Raw genomic sequence first — 16,280 nt, forward strand, 5'->3', positions numbered from 1 at the left:
AAACGCCCGATGAAGTTCATCGGGCGTCGTTAAGGGGGTATCTTTACCAGCCGGATACCCTGGCAAAACCTGTCAACCTATAGCAGGACGGGTCACCTCAAAAAACCGGCAGCGCTACTGCACCGCCACCGTTCCAAAGTTCTGCCGTCCAAACGGACTTACGTGATAGCCGCTCACATTCGTGCGCGTAATCGCCGACGCCGTCGGATATCCGAGCGGAATCCACAGCGCCTGATCGTGAATGATCTGCTGCGCCTGTTCATATGATTTCGCGCGTTTCGCCTGATCCGGCGTGGACTTGCCGTCGGCGATCAGCTTGTCCAGATCCTGATCGCAGAAGCGCGCGAAGTTGATGCCGGACTTCACCGCATTGCAGCTAAACAGCGGCGACAGGTAGTTGTCCGGGTCGCCGTTGTCGCCGGCCCAGCCCATGAACAGCGAATCATGCTGGCCTTGCTTGGCCTGCTTGATCAGCTCGCCCCATTCGATCACCTTCACCTCCGCCTTCACGCCGATCTTCGCGAAGTCGGCCTGCAGCAGTTCGGCGCCGGCCTTCGGATTCGGGTTCAACACGCTGCCGTTCGGACGCACCCAGATGGTCGTTTCGAAGCCGTTCGGATAGCCCGCGTCGGCGAGCAGCTTCTTGGCCTTCACCGGGTCGTACGGCCACGGCTTCACCGCTTTGTCGTAGCTCCACGTGTTCGGCGGATACGGGTTCACGGCCGCCGTCGCGGTGTTGTCGAACACGGTCTTCAGATACGTGGTGCGGTCGAACGCCATGTTCAGCGCGGCGCGCACCTTCTGGTTGTCGAGCGGCTTCTTCTGCGTGTTCAACGCGACGAAGGCCGTCATGAACGCGGGCGTCTGCACGATAGCGAGCGACTTGTCGGTCTTCGCGTCGGCGAGGTCCTGCGGCTTCGGCGACAGCGCGATCTGGCATTCGCCCGCCTTCACCTTCTGCGCCCGCACCGTGGCGTCCGGCGTAATCGCGTAGATCAGGCGGTCGATCTTCGGTTTCGGCCCCCAGTAGGTCGGATTCACGTCGTAACGGATCACCGCGTCTTTCGTATAGCTCTTCAACTCGAACGGACCGGTGCCGATCGGCTTCGCGTTCAGATCGACCTGCTTGCCGGCCTTGAGCAACTGGTCGGCGTATTCAGCCGAATAGATCGACGCGAAACCCATTGTCAGGATCGAGACGAAGGTCGCGTCCGGCGCGTTCAGTTCGAACTTGACGGTGTTGTCGTCGACCTTGCTGACCGACTTGATCAGCTTCGGCAAACCCATCGACTGCGCATGCGGGAAGCCGCTCGCGCCCGCCACCTTGTGCCACGGGTTGCTGTCGTCGAGCATGCGGTCGAACGTGAAGACGACGTCGTCGGCATCCAGCGCGCGGGTGGGCTTGAAGTAGTCGGTGGTCTGGAACTGCACGTTCGGGCGCAGGTGGAACGTGTAGGTGAGGCCGTCGGCGCTCACGTCCCACTTGTCGGCCAGCGACGGCACCACTTTCTTCGCGGCCTCGTCGTACGAGACCAGCGAGTTGAAGATCACGTCGGCCGACGCATTGGTCGTGACGAGCGAATTGAACTGCACGATGTCGAAACCGTCAGGGCTCGACTCGGTACAGACGGTCAGCGGTTTGGCGAGCACGAGCGCGGGCGCCGTGAACAGTACGGCGGCTGCGAGCAGTTTGAAGCGCATAGGATCTCCCATAACAAGCGCAGTCAGGCAGTGCGTCTGGTTGTGTGGTTATGTTCCGTTGACGAGGGTGGCCGGCGTGGCCGCCGTCTTTATTGTGATACGTTTCCGGCGCTGGCGCATGACGCCGATAATGCCGCCCATGCGCGGGTGAGCCTGCGCGAAAGCTTATCGAAGGGTCGTTGCGGCGACAACAACTTAATCCGCATATCCATATGGAGCGGGCGATGCGCTACGGCTTGTGGTGCGGAAGAGCGTGATACGAACGACGCCTATGAGCTGAAGCCCTTAAGCGCCATCGAAGAGGTGAAAGCGTGCTGCGCCGGTTGCATCGGCCGCACGGGGTGACGGGTCTTATTCGGTGGCGGCGCGCGGCTTGCGCGGCGCGCGTTCGAACGCGCGGTCGTAGAGCCAGCGCGGCATGACGTGCAGCAACATCGCGACGAGACGCATCTGCCATGGGAACACGGCAAACGCGGTTTGACGTTCCACCGCGTCCGCGACCTTCACCGCGAAACGGTCGGCGTCCATCAGGAACGGCATGGTGTACGGATTGTGCTCGGTCATCGGCGTGCGGATGTAGCCGGGCGCGATCGTGACCACGCCGACGCCCTGCGGCCGCATCTCGACGCGCAACGCCTCCAGGTACTTGAGCGCCGCCGACTTCGACGCGCTATACGCGCCGGAGCCCGGCAAACCACGCACGCTGGCGACGCTGGCAATCCCGACCAGCGTGCCTTTCCTCGCGGCGACCATGGCGGCGGCGAACGGCTCGAACGTGGCGACCATGCCGAAGTAATTGATGTCCATCACTTCGCGGAAGGTGCGCAAATCGCCGTGTCCGGTGACCGCGCCACGGCTGATGCCGGCATTGGCGATCACGACATCCGGCAAGCCGTATTGCGCGATGAATTGCGCGGCCGCTTCGGCGAGCGCTTCGGCGTCGCGCACGTCGACGGAATAGACGGCGACGGCATTCCTCGGATGGGACTGCTGGAACGCAGCGAGGGCGTCGCCGCGACGGGCGACCAGGCCGAGAATCGCGCCGCGCTGCGCGTATTCGGCAGCGAGGGCGAGGCCGATGCCACTCGAGGCGCCGGTAATGAAAACCTTCAGCGGTGAACTCATTCCGGCGCCTTGTCTTTACATCTTCTTGGCGCGGATTTGCGCGACCAGGTAGTCCAGCACCTGGATCGTGCCCGGCAGGCTGTTGGTCTGAGCCGGGCCGGTTTCATACTTGCCCTGAATGGCCAGCGTCGGCACGCCGTCGATCTTGTAGTCGTTCATCAGCTTCGTGTCTTTCTGCAACGCGCTTTGCGTCGAGAACGAGTTGTACGCGTCCATGTACTTCTTCGGATCGACGCCATTCTTCGCAAGGAATTTGGCCTGATCTTCCGGCGTCAACAGATAGTCTTTGTTGACGTGGATTTCGTTGAAGACCTTCGGCGTGAGCTGTTGTGCGAGGCCGAGCGCGTCGAGCGCGTGATACATCTTCGAATGCGGCACGAAGTCGTCGCGGAAGGCAACCGGCACGCGCTTGAACACGACGTCCGGGCCTTGCTTCTTCACCCATGCTTCGAGGTACGGGTTGAATTCGTTGCAGTGCGGACAGCCGTACCAGAAGAACTCGGTGACTTCGATCTTGCCGGCCGGCTCGTCGGTCGGTTGCGGCGTGGCCAGCACGGTGTAGTCCTTGCCGGACACCGGCGCGGCCGGCGCCGCTTGAGCTGTGGCGGCAACGAGGCCCAGCGAGAGGAACAGAATGCTCAGCAGTTTTTTCATGTCGTGTTGACCCAGAGTAGGCGGTAAAGCGGCGGCGCCACGCAAATGCCCGTCACCACTTTTTTTGTCGGCGTTGGGACGTTTTCAAACGTCCGTCGTGTTTGTGACACGCGCCGCACGCCGATGGTTCGGCGGCGGCGCGTTCCGGTAAATCACCGTGTATTTATGGTTGGCTTATTGCTTCGTGAAACGGATCACGGCGGTGTCGACGCCTGCGTCGGACAGACGCTGACGGCTCGAATTCATGTCCTCGAACTTCGAGAACGGTCCGATCCGCACGCGATAGTACGTCACACCGCCTGCATCGCGCTGCGTGACCTTCGATTCGAAGCCCTGGAACGCAAGGCGTGCGCGTTGCTGTTCGGCGTCGGCGGAGGTCTTGTACGCGCCCACTTGCAGGAAGTAGCCGGTGTTCGCGTCACCCGGAGCCGGTGCCGACGTTGCGCCGGAACCCGGCTTGGCGTTGTTGGCCGTGGCCGTGCTGGGCGCCGGTGCGCTCGATGCCTGCGGCTTCTTCGCCGGTGCGGTGGGTGCGACGTTGCCATTGTCCTGCGCGGGCTTCGGTGCGACTGCCGTGCCGTTCGGGTTGGCGTTCGTACCGTTAGCGGGTGGCACTTCGACGATCTGCGGCTCTTCCAGCATGCCCGACTGCGTCTGCGAGTTGGTCTGGCCCGGCGCGGTGTTCGGCGGTGCCGGCTGTGCGGCTTGCGGCACCGGCTGGCCCGGCGTCTTGCCTTGCAGCGGACGATTCGGATCGTATTGCGCCTGGCTCGCGCTGGAGTCGGACGCCGCGGGCGGCGCCACCTTCGAGACGAACGGCGTAGGCGCACGGGTGATATACAGCGCCACCACTACCGCGATCGCAAGGCCGACGATCAGGCCCAGCACGATGCCGAGAAAAGTGCCCCCGGTTTGTTTCGATTGCTTTGTTGTGCGGCGTGGTTTTGCCATCGTATGAATCACCTGCAAAAAGAATCCTGGAACGGCCGCCGATTATAACGACGGCCGCATGCATGTTACGGCGGAGGACTTACATCTTGACGGGAGCGGAGACGCCGATCGTCGCGAGACCGTTGGCCAGCACCTGACGCGTGGCCGCGAGCAGCGCGACGCGTGCGTTGCGCTCGGCCGCGTCGTCGACCAGCACGCGTTCGGCCCGGTCATTGTAGAACGAGTGGAATTCCCCGGCGAGGTCGCGCAGATAAAACGCGACCGCGTGCGGTGCGAGTTCGTCGGCGGCGTGTTGCAGCATGTCCGGGAATTCGGCGAGCTTGTTCAGCAGCGCCATGGCCCGTTCGCTCGTGAGCGGGGAAACGTCCACCGACGCGAGCGTGGTTTCGTCCGTGCTGTAGCGCGACTTGCATTCGGCGAGCACCGAGCAGATGCGCGCGTGCGCGTACTGCACGTAATGCACGGGGTTTTCGTCGTTCTGCTTCAGCGCGAGGTCGATATCGAACACGAATTCCGTATCCGCCTTGCGCGAGATCAGGAAGAAGCGCACGGCGTCGCGGCCGCGGCGAATCGTTTCTTCGTCGATCAGATCGACGGCGGTTTCCGAACCCGGCGTCGCGCCGCCCGACCATTCGATCAGATCGCGCACCGTCACGTAGCTGCCGGCGCGCTTGGAGATCTTCACCTCTTCGCCGTTGCGCATGACCGTGACCATCTTGTGCAGGATGTAGTCGGGATAGCCCTTCGGAATACCGATGCCCAATCCTTGCAAGCCGGCGCGCACCCGTGCGATGGTGCCGTGGTGGTCCGAGCCCTGCACGTTGATGACCTTGGTGAAGCCGCGTTCCCACTTGGCGACGTGATAGGCGACGTCCGGCACGAAGTACGTGTAGGTGCCGTCGGTCTTGCGCATCACGCGGTCCTTGTCGTCGCCGTCGTCGGTCGTGCGCAGCCACAGTGCGCCTTCCTGCTCGTACGTCTTGCCGGCGGCGACCAGCGCCTCGACCGTCTTTTCGACCCGGCCTTCCGTGTACAGCGACGACTCCAGGTAGTACTGGTCGAACTTCACGCCGAACGCCTGCAAATCCATGTCCTGCTCGCGGCGCAGATACGCCACCGCGAAACGGCGGATCGCTTCGAAATCCTCGACATCGCGCGCGCCGGTCACCGGCTCGCCGTCGCTCGCGGCCACCGTGGCGCCGGCCAGATAGTCTTTGGCGATTTCGGCGATGTACTCGCCGTTGTAGGCCGAAGCCGGCCAACCCGCGTCGCCGGGGGCGATGCCGCGGGCGCGCGCCTGGGTGGACAGCGCGAGCGTCTGGATCTGCACACCGGCGTCGTTGTAGTAGAACTCGCGATGCACGTCCCAGCCTTGCGAGGCCAGCACGTTCGACAACGCGTCGCCCAGCGCAGCCTGACGGCCGTGGCCGACGTGCAGCGGGCCGGTCGGGTTAGCCGACACGAACTCGATCAGCACGTGCTTGCCGGCGTCGCGCTGCGAGCGGCCGAACGCGGCCTGCTCGGCGAACACGGCGGCGATCACGGCCTGTTTCGCGGCGGCGGCCAGACGCAGGTTGATGAACCCGGGGCCCGCCACTTCAGCGGCTTCGACCAGACCTTGGGCGAGCGGCTGCGCGAGCAGCGCGTCGACGATCTGTTGGGCGAGCTGGCGCGGATTCGCGCGCAGCGGTTTGGCGAGCTGCATGGCCACGTTGCACGCGACGTCGCCATGCGCGGCGACCTTGGGGCGTTCCAGCGTGATGGTGGGCGACACGAAAGCGGCTTCGGTCGCGCCTTGCGAGGCTTCAGCGACCTGCTTCACCGTGTCGGCGAGCAGGGTTTCGAGGGTCTGTTTGTGTGCAGGCAGCATGCTTGTTGCGAGTCCAGTGAGGCAATCCGGTGATGCGGAAGAGGCGCCGGCCGTGCCCGTGCAGCGGGCGCAGACGGTTCGTCAGAAGCGTGGAAAGCGGCGCGGCGCCCGTTGCGGCAGGTCGGTCATTGCGATCGCGCGATCAGGCACGTTGCCTGCAACGCAGTCAGGCATGATGCACAGCGACTCGCGGCGAGTTGGCCGGCGCGGCAGGCACCGGCCAAGCGCAACGGCCCGGTGACCTTTCGAGCCACGTTCATCGTGCCCGGCCGTGCGCGGCCAGACGCGGCGCGCTTTTCCGTTCAGACGGATTTTAGCAGGTGCTAATATGTTCAATGAGATGCCCAGCAAGGGCCGTGGCCGCCGCATCTGATCGGCGAGTCAACGTAACGCGCGCTGGCGCCGCTTTCGAGCCGCCGGCACGCCAATCCAACATAACCAAAAAAGGGAACAGTCATGCTGATTACTTTCAAATGCCGTGCCGCGCCAGACGTGATGATGCTGGAGAATCTTGCCCAGTACCTGGTCGGCATCGTCGGCAAACGTCTGGGTGAACGCGGCGTCATTACGCACGACGAACTCGGTCCGGCCATCGGCAAACTCGAAGCCGCCATCAGCGTCGACAAGCAGGAACGCGCCGAACACGATGGCCATTTCCACGAAGGCGAAGACGGCCACGAGCATCACGAGATTCCGCCGGGTCTCGCGCAACGCGCATATCCGTTCCTCGACATGCTGCGCGCGGCACAGAAGGAAAACGCGGATATCGTCTGGGGGTTGTGAAGTCGTTGCGGCAGCGTGGCCGGCTCTTCCGTGAGCCAGACGTGCGCCGCAGCCGTTGCAGCAGTCATGGCGCGTGTCCCGCGCCGCGGTTGGCGGCGCGACTCCTTGCGACGCGCCAATGAAAAGAGCCCGCTCGAAGCGGGCTCTTTGTCATTCAAGGCCGGTGTTAGCCGGCTTTGCCGTGCAACGCTTACTGGCTGGCAGCGTCCGCCGGAGCGGCTGCCGGAGCCGACGCACCCTTCTTCACTTTCTTCTTCTTTGGTTTCTTGACGTGTTTCACCGTGGGCGGCGAATAGGAGCTCACCGCGCTCGAACCAGCCGGAGCGGCAGGCTGTGCCAGCGCCGCCGAGGCGCCCACAGCCAGTGAAACAGCAGTCAACAACAGCGTCAGCTTCTTCATACGATTCTCTCCGTCGACGATTGCAATTGGATAAGCCGACGCGTTTTGGCCGCGTCTGGCTGGGTAAATCCAATTCAGTCTACAAAGCCGAAAATTACACCGCCGCAAATATTCAGCCTTTCAGACCCGATATAGTGGGTTTCCCACCACGCCGCGCAAGGGCTTACAGCAAGGGCGCCAGAGCGCGCTCCGCATCCGTCTTCGACAACGCCATGCGGATTGCGTAATCCTCCAGTTGGTCCTGACCGATCTTGCCGACCGAGAAATACGTGCTGTCGGGATGCGCGAGATAGAAACCGGAGACGCTCGCCGCCGGCAGCATGGCGAGCGATTCGGTCACGCTCATGCCGATTTCGGTGGCTTGCAGCACGTCGAACATGTCGCGCTTGACCAGGTGGTCCGGGCAGGCCGGATAGCCGGGCGCCGGGCGGATGCCGTGATACTTCTCGGCGATCAGGTCGTCGTTCGACAGGGTTTCGGCGTTCGCATAGCCCCACAGATCGCGCCGCACGCGGGCATGCATGGCTTCGGCGAAGGCCTCGGCGAAACGGTCCGCGAGTGCCTTCAACATGATGGCGCTGTAGTCGTCGTGATCTTTCTCGAACTGCTTTTCCTTCACGTCGACGCCCAGGCCTGCGGTGACCGCGAACATGCCGATATAGTCGGCCACGCCCGATTCTTTCGGCGCGATGAAGTCGGCAAGCGACCGATTCGGCCGCATCACGCCGTCCACCACGGGGCGCACGCTCTGCTGGCGCAGGTTGCGCCAGGTGAGGGCGACTTCCGAGCGCGATTCGTCGGTGTAGATTTCGATGTCGTCGTCGTTCACCGTATTTGCCGGCAGCAGCGCGATCACGCCGTTGGCCTGCAGCCAGCGGCCCTGGATCAGACGCGAGAGCATCGACTTGCCGTCCGAGAACACGCGCCGCGCCGATTCGCCGACGATCTCGTCGTTCAGGATCGCCGGATACGGGCCGGCCAGGTCCCAGGTCTGGAAGAACGGACCCCAGTCGATATAGTTCGCAAGTTCGCTCAGATCGAAGTTCTTGAACACACGGCGGCCGATGAACTTCGGCTTGACCGGCTGGTAGCTCGCCCAGTCCACCTTGGTCTTGTTCGCGCGGGCTTCGGCGAGCGTGACCATTGGCGTGGCTTTGCGGTTGGCGTGCTGCAGGCGGATGCGGTCGTAGTCGGTCTTGAGGTCGTCGAGGTACTTCGCGGCGCCTTCATCCGACAGCAGACTCGACGCCACCGACACCGAGCGCGACGCGTCCGGCACGTACACCACCGGCCCTTCGTAGTGGGGCGCGATCTTCACCGCGGTGTGCACGCGCGAGGTGGTCGCGCCGCCGATCAGCAGCGGAATTTTCTTGATGCGGAAGTAGTCGTCGCGCTGCATTTCCGACGCGACATAAGCCATTTCCTCGAGACTCGGCGTGATCAGCCCCGAGAGTCCGATGATGTCCGCGCCCTCGACCTTCGCCTTGGCGAGAATGTCGTTGCACGAGACCATCACGCCCATGTTGACCACTTCGAAGTTATTGCACTGAAGCACCACGGACACGATGTTCTTGCCGATGTCGTGCACGTCGCCTTTCACCGTGGCGATGACGATCTTGCCTTTCGCGCGCACGTCGCCGCCGGCTTCCGCGAGCAGGCGTTTTTCTTCCTCGATGAACGGGATCAGATGCGCGACCGCCTGCTTCATCACGCGCGCGGACTTGACGACTTGCGGCAGGAACATCTTGCCCTGGCCGAACAGGTCGCCGACGATGTTCATGCCGTCCATCAGCGGGCCCTCGATCACATTGATCGGGCGACCGCCGGCGGCGGCGATCTTCGCGCGCACTTCTTCGGTATCTTCGACGATGAAGTTGGTGATGCCGAGCACCAGCGCGTGAGCGAGGCGCTTCTCGACCGGCTGGTTGCGCCATTCGAGATTTTCTTCTTTCTTCGCGGCGCCGGTCTTGAACTTGTCGGCGATTTCGAGCAGCCGGTCGGTGCCGTCGTCACGACGGTTCAGCACCACGTCTTCGACGCGTTCGCGCAACTCCGGATCGAGGTCGGCGTACACGCCGAGCTGGCCCGCGTTGACGATGCCCATGTCCATGCCGGCCTGGATCGCGTGGTAGAGGAACACGGTGTGAATCGCTTCGCGCACCGGGTCGTTGCCGCGGAACGAGAACGACACGTTCGACACGCCGCCGCTCACCTTCGCGTACGGCAGGTTTTCCTTGATCCAGCGCGTCGCGTTGATGAAGTCGACCGCGTAGTTGTTGTGCTCTTCGATACCCGTGGCGATCGCGAAGATGTTCGGATCGAAGACGATGTCTTCCGGCGGGAAGCCGACTTCGTTGACCAGAAAGTCGTACGAGCGCTTGCAGATTTGCGTCTTGCGCTCGTAGGTGTCGGCCTGGCCTTGTTCGTCGAACGCCATCACGACGGCGGCCGCGCCGTAGCGGCGGATCAGGTTCGCGTGGTGGCGGAAGGCCTCTTCGCCTTCTTTCAGCGAGATCGAGTTGACGATCGCCTTGCCTTGCACGCACTTGAGACCCGCCTCGATCACTTCCCATTTCGACGAGTCGATCATGATCGGCACGCGCGCAATGTCCGGTTCCGATGCGATCAGATTCATGAAGCGCACCATGGCCGCTTTCGAATCGAGCATCGCTTCGTCCATGTTGACGTCGATCACCTGCGCGCCGTTTTCGACCTGCTGGCGCGCGACCGCGACGGCGTCGTCGAACTGATCGTTCAGGATCATTCGCGCGAAGGCTTTCGAGCCGGTCACGTTGGTGCGCTCGCCGACGTTGATGAAGAGCGTGCCGGACGTGACGTTGAACGGCTCGAGGCCGGAAAGGCGCATGGTGTGATCGGTCATGGCGTTAGCTCAATATGTGCAGTGTTGGTGCGCGTGGCGGCAAGCGCCGGCAGCGTCACGAGCCGGTCGTACCATTGGCGGAAATGCGGGCATTGCTCGCGAATCCGGTCAAGGCCAATGCGAGCGGCGGCGCGAGGGCCGTGGCCGACCTTGCGATAGCGCGGATCTAATTGTTCAAGGCGCTTCGACGGCGCAGTTTGCGGGGAATCGTTGATCCACTCGGGATTGTCGACCGCGTTTCGCGCGGCAATGAGTGAAGCGCTCTGTCTCTGCCAGAGTGGCTCGACTTCGCAGAGCCGGGCGACATCGGAAAACAGCAGGGATTCGAATTCATGCGGTTGCACGTGCGGAATGAAGCGCTCGGGACGGCACTGCGCGAAGCCGACGATGTCTTCATGCAGCAGCGTTTCGATGCGCGTTGCGCGAGCAGCCGGCTCGCGCCCCTGGGTTTCGGCGACGCCGCGAAATGTCGTGTCGAGTCCGTACAGGTCGATCAAAGTCGTGACATAGGTATCGGCGCGTTCGCGCAGCGTGTTGCCGACGAACCGTTTGACGCGAGCAAGGTTCAACGCGCCGCCGGCTTGAGTTTTTGACGAATTGATCAGACGCGGGCTCACGTAAACGTCGCTCGCGGCCAATGCTGGAGCGAGTACGTCGCGCACGAACGTCTCCTCGGTCTGGCCTTCGCCGACGATGATTAACTCGACCATTACGCGGGTCTCCCGCCCAGTACATTCTGTTTCCACAGATCGCCGAGCGAATAGTCGTCGAGCCAGTCTTGCAGTTGCGTGGCGTCGAGCCGGTGGAAGGTCGACGCGTTGTCTTTACGATCCACGACGATGACGTCCTCTGGGTCCATGTTGTCCAGCAGTTCGACTGATTGCGTCGAGACTATCAATTGTTTTTGCTCGGATGCGCGTTTGAGCAGGTCGGCGAGCAGATTGATCGCGTACGGATGGAGGCCGAGTTCTGGCTCGTCGATCAGAATCGTGGCAGGCATCAACGTCCACGGCTGGAGCAACAGCGTGCACAGGCAGATAAAGCGAAGCGTACCGTCCGAAAGCGCATGGGCCGTGAACGGCGTGTCGGGATCGCCCCGTTCGGTCCACTCGAGCTGGATTTTCGAGAAAGGATTGGCGCGAAACACGAAATCGTCGAAAAACGGTGCCGCGAGGCGAATCGTGTCGACGATCAGGCGATAGTTGTGTGCATGCTCGGTTTTGAGCATGCAGAGGTACGCCGCCAGGTTGGCGCCATCGACTTTCAGCCGCAGTGTGTCGTTGAGCGCGTGAAGCTGTTTGACCTTGGCTTTTTCGCCGGTGTCGTGGAAATGATAGACGCGGGTGCTTTCGAGCGCGGCAGCAATGTAAGGGTAACCATGCTGCTCTGCGATCTTTTTAAGCCGTGCCTCCGGTGCACTGCCTAGACTGCCATTTGCCGCGCGGGCGTTTTCTTCGAACCTGAACTGTTCATCGGAAAGAACTAGCCGGTTATCGTTCGTCGGGACGAGTTTGAATGCATACCATTCCTGATCGCTGAATCGAAATTCCGCATGGATCTCGTCCGTCGTCTTCCGCGAAAAATGCATCAAGGCGTCGGGGCCGCCTTGCGTTTGAACGTATAGCTGAAGACGCCCTTCGTAGATCTCCGCCAGCATTCGAAACAAACCGATAAAGTTCGACTTCCCCGCACCATTGGCGCCGATCAACACGTTCAGGTTACGCAGCTCGAAGTCGCGCAACTCACGTATTGATTTGAAACCCGCAATCGTCAGTTTGGTGACGCCAGCCATCGATCGATTCCCCGTTCAGTTGGACGCTGCGATCAAGCCGTTTCGGTATCGGTTTCCCGATAGTTTGCCCATGCGCGAGGTTTCACGCCAGCCAGCGCCTGAGCGATCGCCGCAATATGCTCCGGCGTCGTCCCACAGCACCCGCCCGCGATATTCACCAGCCCCGCCTGCGCGAACTCCTTCAACAAACCGGACGTATCCGCCGGCAATTCGTCGAAGCCCGTATCGCTCATCGGATTCGGCAGGCCGGCGTTCGGATAGCACGACACATACGTGTCGCAAAGCTTCGCCAGTTCGGCGATGTACGGGCGCATCAGCGCCGCGCCCAATGCGCAGTTCAACCCAAAGGTGAGCGGCTTCGCGTGACGCAGCGAGTTCCAGAACGCCTCGACGGTTTGGCCCGACAGAATGCGGCCCGATGCGTCGGTGACCGTGCCCGAGATCATGATCGGCAAACGCTCGCCGGTGTCTTCGAACAGTTCGTCCAGCGCGAACAGCGCGGCCTTTGCGTTGAGCGTGTCGAAGATCGTCTCGACGAGGAACAGATCGCAGCCGCCGTCGAGCAACGCCTTGGCCTGCTCGTAGTAGGCCGTGCGCAGTTCGTCGAACGTCACGTTGCGCGCGCCCGGATCGTTCACGTCGGGCGAAATGCTCGCGGTCTTCGGCGTCGGTCCGATTGCGCCGGCGACGAAACGCGGCTTGTCCGGCGTCGAATATTTGTCGCACGCAGCACGCGCCAGCTTCGCCGATTCGAGATTCATCTCGATGGCCAACTCTTCCATGCCGTAGTCGGCCTGGGCGACCGTGGTCGCACCGAACGTGTTGGTCTCGATGATGTCCGCGCCCGCCGCGAGGTACTGCTCGTGAATCTCGCCGATGATGTGCGGCTGCGTGATCGACAGCAGTTCGTTGTTGCCTTTGATGTCGCGCTCGATGTCCTTGAAGCGCTCACCGCGATAACGGACTTCGTCGAGCTTGTAGCGCTGGATCATCGTGCCCATTGCGCCATCCAGGATCAGGATGCGCGACTTGAGCAGCGCGGGCAGCGCCGCACCGCGCGTATAGGCGGCTTCGGAGCGGACAGGCGTGGCGGTTTGAGCAGGCTGGTTCATGGCGGACAAGGGCTTGCGCCGGGTTTGGCGGGAAACCTGTCATTGTAGCCGCTGCCGGGCGCACACGCCGCGCGCGGGCCGGACAGGCGATCTCGCCGTCGGAAAAGAAAACGGTCCAACAAGCCAAGAGCCTGCTGGACCGCTTCATGAACTGCTGACCGCCTTGAAAGGGCCGCCGGGTGGGCCGACTGCTAAACCGGACGGCGCGGTCGAAGATAGGTCGCCAAAAATGTTAAATCGAAGCTTGCGCTTAGTGAAGAATCACCGGTTGATGCATCAGGCTGTCGAACTGCCCGAGGAATTCGTCAACCTCGTCCAGCGACGGCTCCTCTTCGATCAGCTTCTGCACGTGCTCGCGAAACCGCGCCGCCATTGCGCCATCAATGTAGATCTCCCGCTGCATGTTTTTGTCCACGATCTCGTAGCCACCCGACTTCATGGCCAGCGGACCTTCCTGCGGCGGAAACTCAACGACGCAATAGTTGGGGCTGTTGTAGATCATTTGCATGGCGACACTCCTTATTTCCGTTGGCTCCTGGCCATTCCTGCGCCATAGGTTGGAGCGTGGGGGTGGAATTCAAGGGGTGGGTCCGGATTGACGCTTGTAAAAGTTCCGAACCTACCGGTTAGACCGGCCTTTCAAGAAACGTTTCAAGCAGTGCAGCAAAACGGTGAGATTGCTCGATGGGCGCGAGATGAGCGGCATCGAGCAGTTCGAAACGCGCGCCTTCGATGGCGTCTGCAATTGCCTGCGTAGCAGCAGGCGGCGTGCCCGTGTCGTGGCGGCCCGCCACGGTCAATGTTGGGCAACGGATGGTTCCCAGCTTACTGCGTACGTCGAAATCGCGCAGGGCTTCGCACGCCATGGCGTAGCCTTCTGACAACGTATGGTTGAACACGTCGCGAATCGGCTCGACGGCTTCGGGATGCGCACGCTGAAAGTCAGGTGTCAGCCAACGGCTCATGGTCGACGACACGAGCGAACCCATACCGTCCGTGCGCGCGCTTGCGGCACGTTGGTCCCACAGCGCACGGGCTTCGGGCGGCGTGCCGCCGTTGGTGTCGGCAATCGTGAGGGTGTCGACGCGTGACGGGTGATCCAGCGCGAACTGCTGCGTAATCATGCCGCCGAGCGACATACCGACCAGATGGGTACTGGGCGCGCCGAGCGTGTCGAGCAGGGTGGCGAGATCGTGTGACAGATCGGCGATACCAAACGGCTCGCGCGACAACGCCGTCTTGCCGTGGCCGCGCAGGTCGTAGCGCAGCACGGTGTAGTCGTCGCGGAAATAGCCGGCGAGCTGGTCCCACACCGAGAGGTCGCCACCGAGCTGATGAATGAACGTCAGCCACGGGCCGCCGCCCTCATTGCTCAGTACATAGCGCGTCTCGATTCCATTGATGTTCACTTGCATGCGGGCTCCTTGAGGGATCGCAGTGGAAGGATCCATTGACGCGCGCTGCACAGCCTCGACGGGCCATCGGCCTGATGCCTCATCAATATACGCAGCATCCGCGCGAACGGTTGCAACAGTGTGTTGCGAGTGGGTGTTGTCGAAGAAGTTTCGCCGATTCTTCGAGACTTCACTCGAGACCGGTTTGTCAGGGCTTGATAACGCCGGCTGGGCTGCTGGGATCGGTAGGATTTAACGATTGGGACGGCGCGGCCTCGGGCGTTGCTGCCGATGCGTCGGCGGGCGCCGGGTGAGCGGAATTGTCAGGCGCTGCAGCGCTGCTATCGGCAGCGTTGCCAGGCGAGGCGGCTGCGGCGGTGTCTGGGTTGTCGAGATTGAGCTTGCCGCGCCACACCAGTTCGAATTGCGTGCCGTTCGGTTCCGTCTGAACGATACGCGCCGGTAGCCAGCCGAGCGACGGCGCGAGCCATACGTCGATGCGACGCAAGTCGCCGTCGTGGCGCGGCAGACGTTTGAAATGACGCGTATCGATGAAGCCTTGCGCCGTGCGGATGGTCTCGTCGCCGATCGTCTCGATGGGCCAGTTCTCGCCGCTGTCGTTGTCGACCACGAAGAACTGCCGCGTCACGCCGGGCTGATAAGCGGCCGGGTCGCCGCGCACGAGGCTGGCGAGCTGCATCACCATGCTGAAGCGGTCCTGCGCGCCGTCGGGCAGCGGCAAGCTGGCCGGCGTGCGGGTGAAGGCGATTTTTTTGTCGCTGCGATTGAAGATCGCGATATCTTCCGCGCGGCGGCCGCGCTTTTCGACGTATTGGTCCGGCGCGAGGCCGAAAGCGTCGATACGTCCGTGGCTCGAATACACGAATGTGCCGACGAAAGGCAAGGGCACCGACACCACCATTTCGTAGCTTTGCGCGTTGCTGGTCCAGTGGATCGTGCCGGGCTGATTGCGCACGCCGTTGTAGAACGTGTCGTATTGCAACTCGCCGGAGGGCGGGACCGAAAACTTCACGCCTGGCGTTGCTTGTGGGGCGCTTGCGGCAGTGGGGCCGCTGGCAGTGCCGGTAGTCCTTCCGGCGGCAGTGTTCGCGGTCGTCGTGCTGGCGGCGCTTGCGGCAACCGTGGCGCTCGCCTCGGTCGCGGAGGCAGCCAATGGCGCCTGCTTCGCCGGTTGCAACGCGGTCAGTACATGTTCGCGCGGTTTGTTCGCAGCGGGCCTTTGCGCCGGTGCCGGTGCTGGCACATGCGGTGCAACGGCGGCCGGATTGCGTTCGATACGCTCAGGTGTCAACAGCGCGACCTGCACGGGGACACGCTCGTGGTCCGCCGGATTGAGCGTCGCGCGGTTGCGCTCCACCCACTGCGCGGCGATCCAGTGCAGCACCGCCACGACCAGCAGCACCGCGATCCATCGTCCCACGCGCAGCGCGACGCGCGGTCCGCCTGGCGGCGTGCGGTCGGGGCGGTGTGTGACGGAGGACGAAGCCATCGGCGGTTAAAGAGGTGCGAGGGGGAATGTATTGGATCACGCGAACGAAACCTTGCGCGGATCAGTGAGGCCGTGAGCGAACCGATTCGACCACATCGCCGCGAGCG

The 16,280-nt window shown here is 62.7% G+C and carries 14 protein-coding genes; 1 reads left to right on the forward strand and 13 read right to left on the reverse strand.

Annotated elements, in window-relative coordinates; translation table 11 throughout:
* Nucleotides 1–114: 114 nt before the first annotated feature.
* The 5 genes from B0G83_RS28645 to argS all read right to left on the reverse strand — a co-directional run bounded on the left by B0G83_RS28645 (nt 115) and on the right by argS (nt 6,301).
* Nucleotides 115–1,701: an ABC transporter substrate-binding protein gene (locus B0G83_RS28645; RefSeq protein ID WP_105510771.1), complete on the reverse strand. Its 1,587-nt coding sequence runs from the start codon at nt 1,699–1,701 to the stop codon at nt 115–117.
* A 351-nt stretch (nt 1,702–2,052) separates the two neighbouring features.
* A complete protein-coding gene (locus tag B0G83_RS28650; protein WP_105510772.1) occupies nt 2,053–2,826 on the reverse strand; it encodes an SDR family oxidoreductase in 774 nt (257 codons plus the stop codon).
* A 15-nt stretch (nt 2,827–2,841) separates the two neighbouring features.
* Nucleotides 2,842–3,480 (reverse strand): thiol:disulfide interchange protein DsbA/DsbL, encoded by a 639-nt coding sequence (locus B0G83_RS28655; RefSeq protein WP_105510773.1) that lies wholly within the window; start codon nt 3,478–3,480, stop codon nt 2,842–2,844.
* Between the two features lie 174 nt (nt 3,481–3,654).
* Nucleotides 3,655–4,449 carry an SPOR domain-containing protein gene (locus tag B0G83_RS28660; RefSeq protein ID WP_105510774.1) on the reverse strand — a complete coding sequence of 265 codons (795 nt, stop codon included), beginning with the start codon at nt 4,447–4,449 and terminating at the stop codon, nt 3,655–3,657.
* 61 nt (nt 4,450–4,510) lie between these two features.
* A complete protein-coding gene (argS, locus tag B0G83_RS28665) occupies nt 4,511–6,301 on the reverse strand; it encodes an arginine--tRNA ligase (RefSeq protein WP_105510775.1) in 1,791 nt (596 codons plus the stop codon).
* Between the two features lie 456 nt (nt 6,302–6,757).
* On the opposite strand from argS, the gene B0G83_RS28670 reads away from it, so the two are divergent.
* Nucleotides 6,758–7,084, forward strand: coding sequence for a DUF1840 domain-containing protein (locus tag B0G83_RS28670; RefSeq protein WP_105510776.1), 327 nt, complete (start codon nt 6,758–6,760; stop codon nt 7,082–7,084).
* 190 nt (nt 7,085–7,274) lie between these two features.
* On the opposite strand, the gene B0G83_RS28675 is transcribed toward B0G83_RS28670, so the two are convergent.
* The 8 genes from B0G83_RS28675 to B0G83_RS28710 form a co-directional block, all read right to left on the reverse strand.
* Nucleotides 7,275–7,484, reverse strand: a complete 210-nt coding sequence (locus B0G83_RS28675; protein WP_105510777.1) for an acid-shock protein — start codon at nt 7,482–7,484, stop codon at nt 7,275–7,277.
* Nucleotides 7,485–7,647: 163 nt separating this feature from the next.
* Nucleotides 7,648–10,365: a methionine synthase gene (gene metH, locus B0G83_RS28680; RefSeq protein WP_181157122.1), complete on the reverse strand. Its 2,718-nt coding sequence runs from the start codon at nt 10,363–10,365 to the stop codon at nt 7,648–7,650.
* Complete coding sequence (locus B0G83_RS28685; RefSeq protein WP_105510778.1) at nt 10,362–11,075, reverse strand: DUF4276 family protein; 714 nt, start codon at nt 11,073–11,075, stop codon at nt 10,362–10,364. The genes metH and B0G83_RS28685 overlap by 4 nt, the downstream gene beginning before the upstream one ends.
* Nucleotides 11,075–12,157: an AAA family ATPase gene (locus B0G83_RS28690; RefSeq protein ID WP_105510779.1), complete on the reverse strand. Its 1,083-nt coding sequence runs from the start codon at nt 12,155–12,157 to the stop codon at nt 11,075–11,077. The genes B0G83_RS28685 and B0G83_RS28690 overlap by 1 nt, the downstream gene beginning before the upstream one ends.
* Before the next feature lie 32 nt (nt 12,158–12,189).
* Entirely contained in the window at nt 12,190–13,269 is a 1,080-nt protein-coding gene (locus tag B0G83_RS28695) for a homocysteine S-methyltransferase family protein (protein WP_105510780.1), read from the reverse strand.
* 250 nt (nt 13,270–13,519) lie between these two features.
* Nucleotides 13,520–13,777 carry a DUF3567 domain-containing protein gene (locus B0G83_RS28700; RefSeq protein ID WP_007179533.1) on the reverse strand — a complete coding sequence of 86 codons (258 nt, stop codon included), beginning with the start codon at nt 13,775–13,777 and terminating at the stop codon, nt 13,520–13,522.
* 118 nt (nt 13,778–13,895) lie between these two features.
* A complete protein-coding gene (locus tag B0G83_RS28705; RefSeq protein ID WP_105510781.1) occupies nt 13,896–14,684 on the reverse strand; it encodes an alpha/beta fold hydrolase in 789 nt (262 codons plus the stop codon).
* A 187-nt stretch (nt 14,685–14,871) separates the two neighbouring features.
* Nucleotides 14,872–16,173 carry a DUF3108 domain-containing protein gene (locus B0G83_RS28710; protein ID WP_105510782.1) on the reverse strand — a complete coding sequence of 434 codons (1,302 nt, stop codon included), beginning with the start codon at nt 16,171–16,173 and terminating at the stop codon, nt 14,872–14,874.
* Between the last annotated feature and the right edge of the window lie 107 nt (nt 16,174–16,280).

Origin of the sequence: Paraburkholderia sp. BL21I4N1 (assembly GCF_002973525.1) — a bacterium.
Lineage (GTDB): Bacteria > Pseudomonadota > Gammaproteobacteria > Burkholderiales > Burkholderiaceae > Paraburkholderia.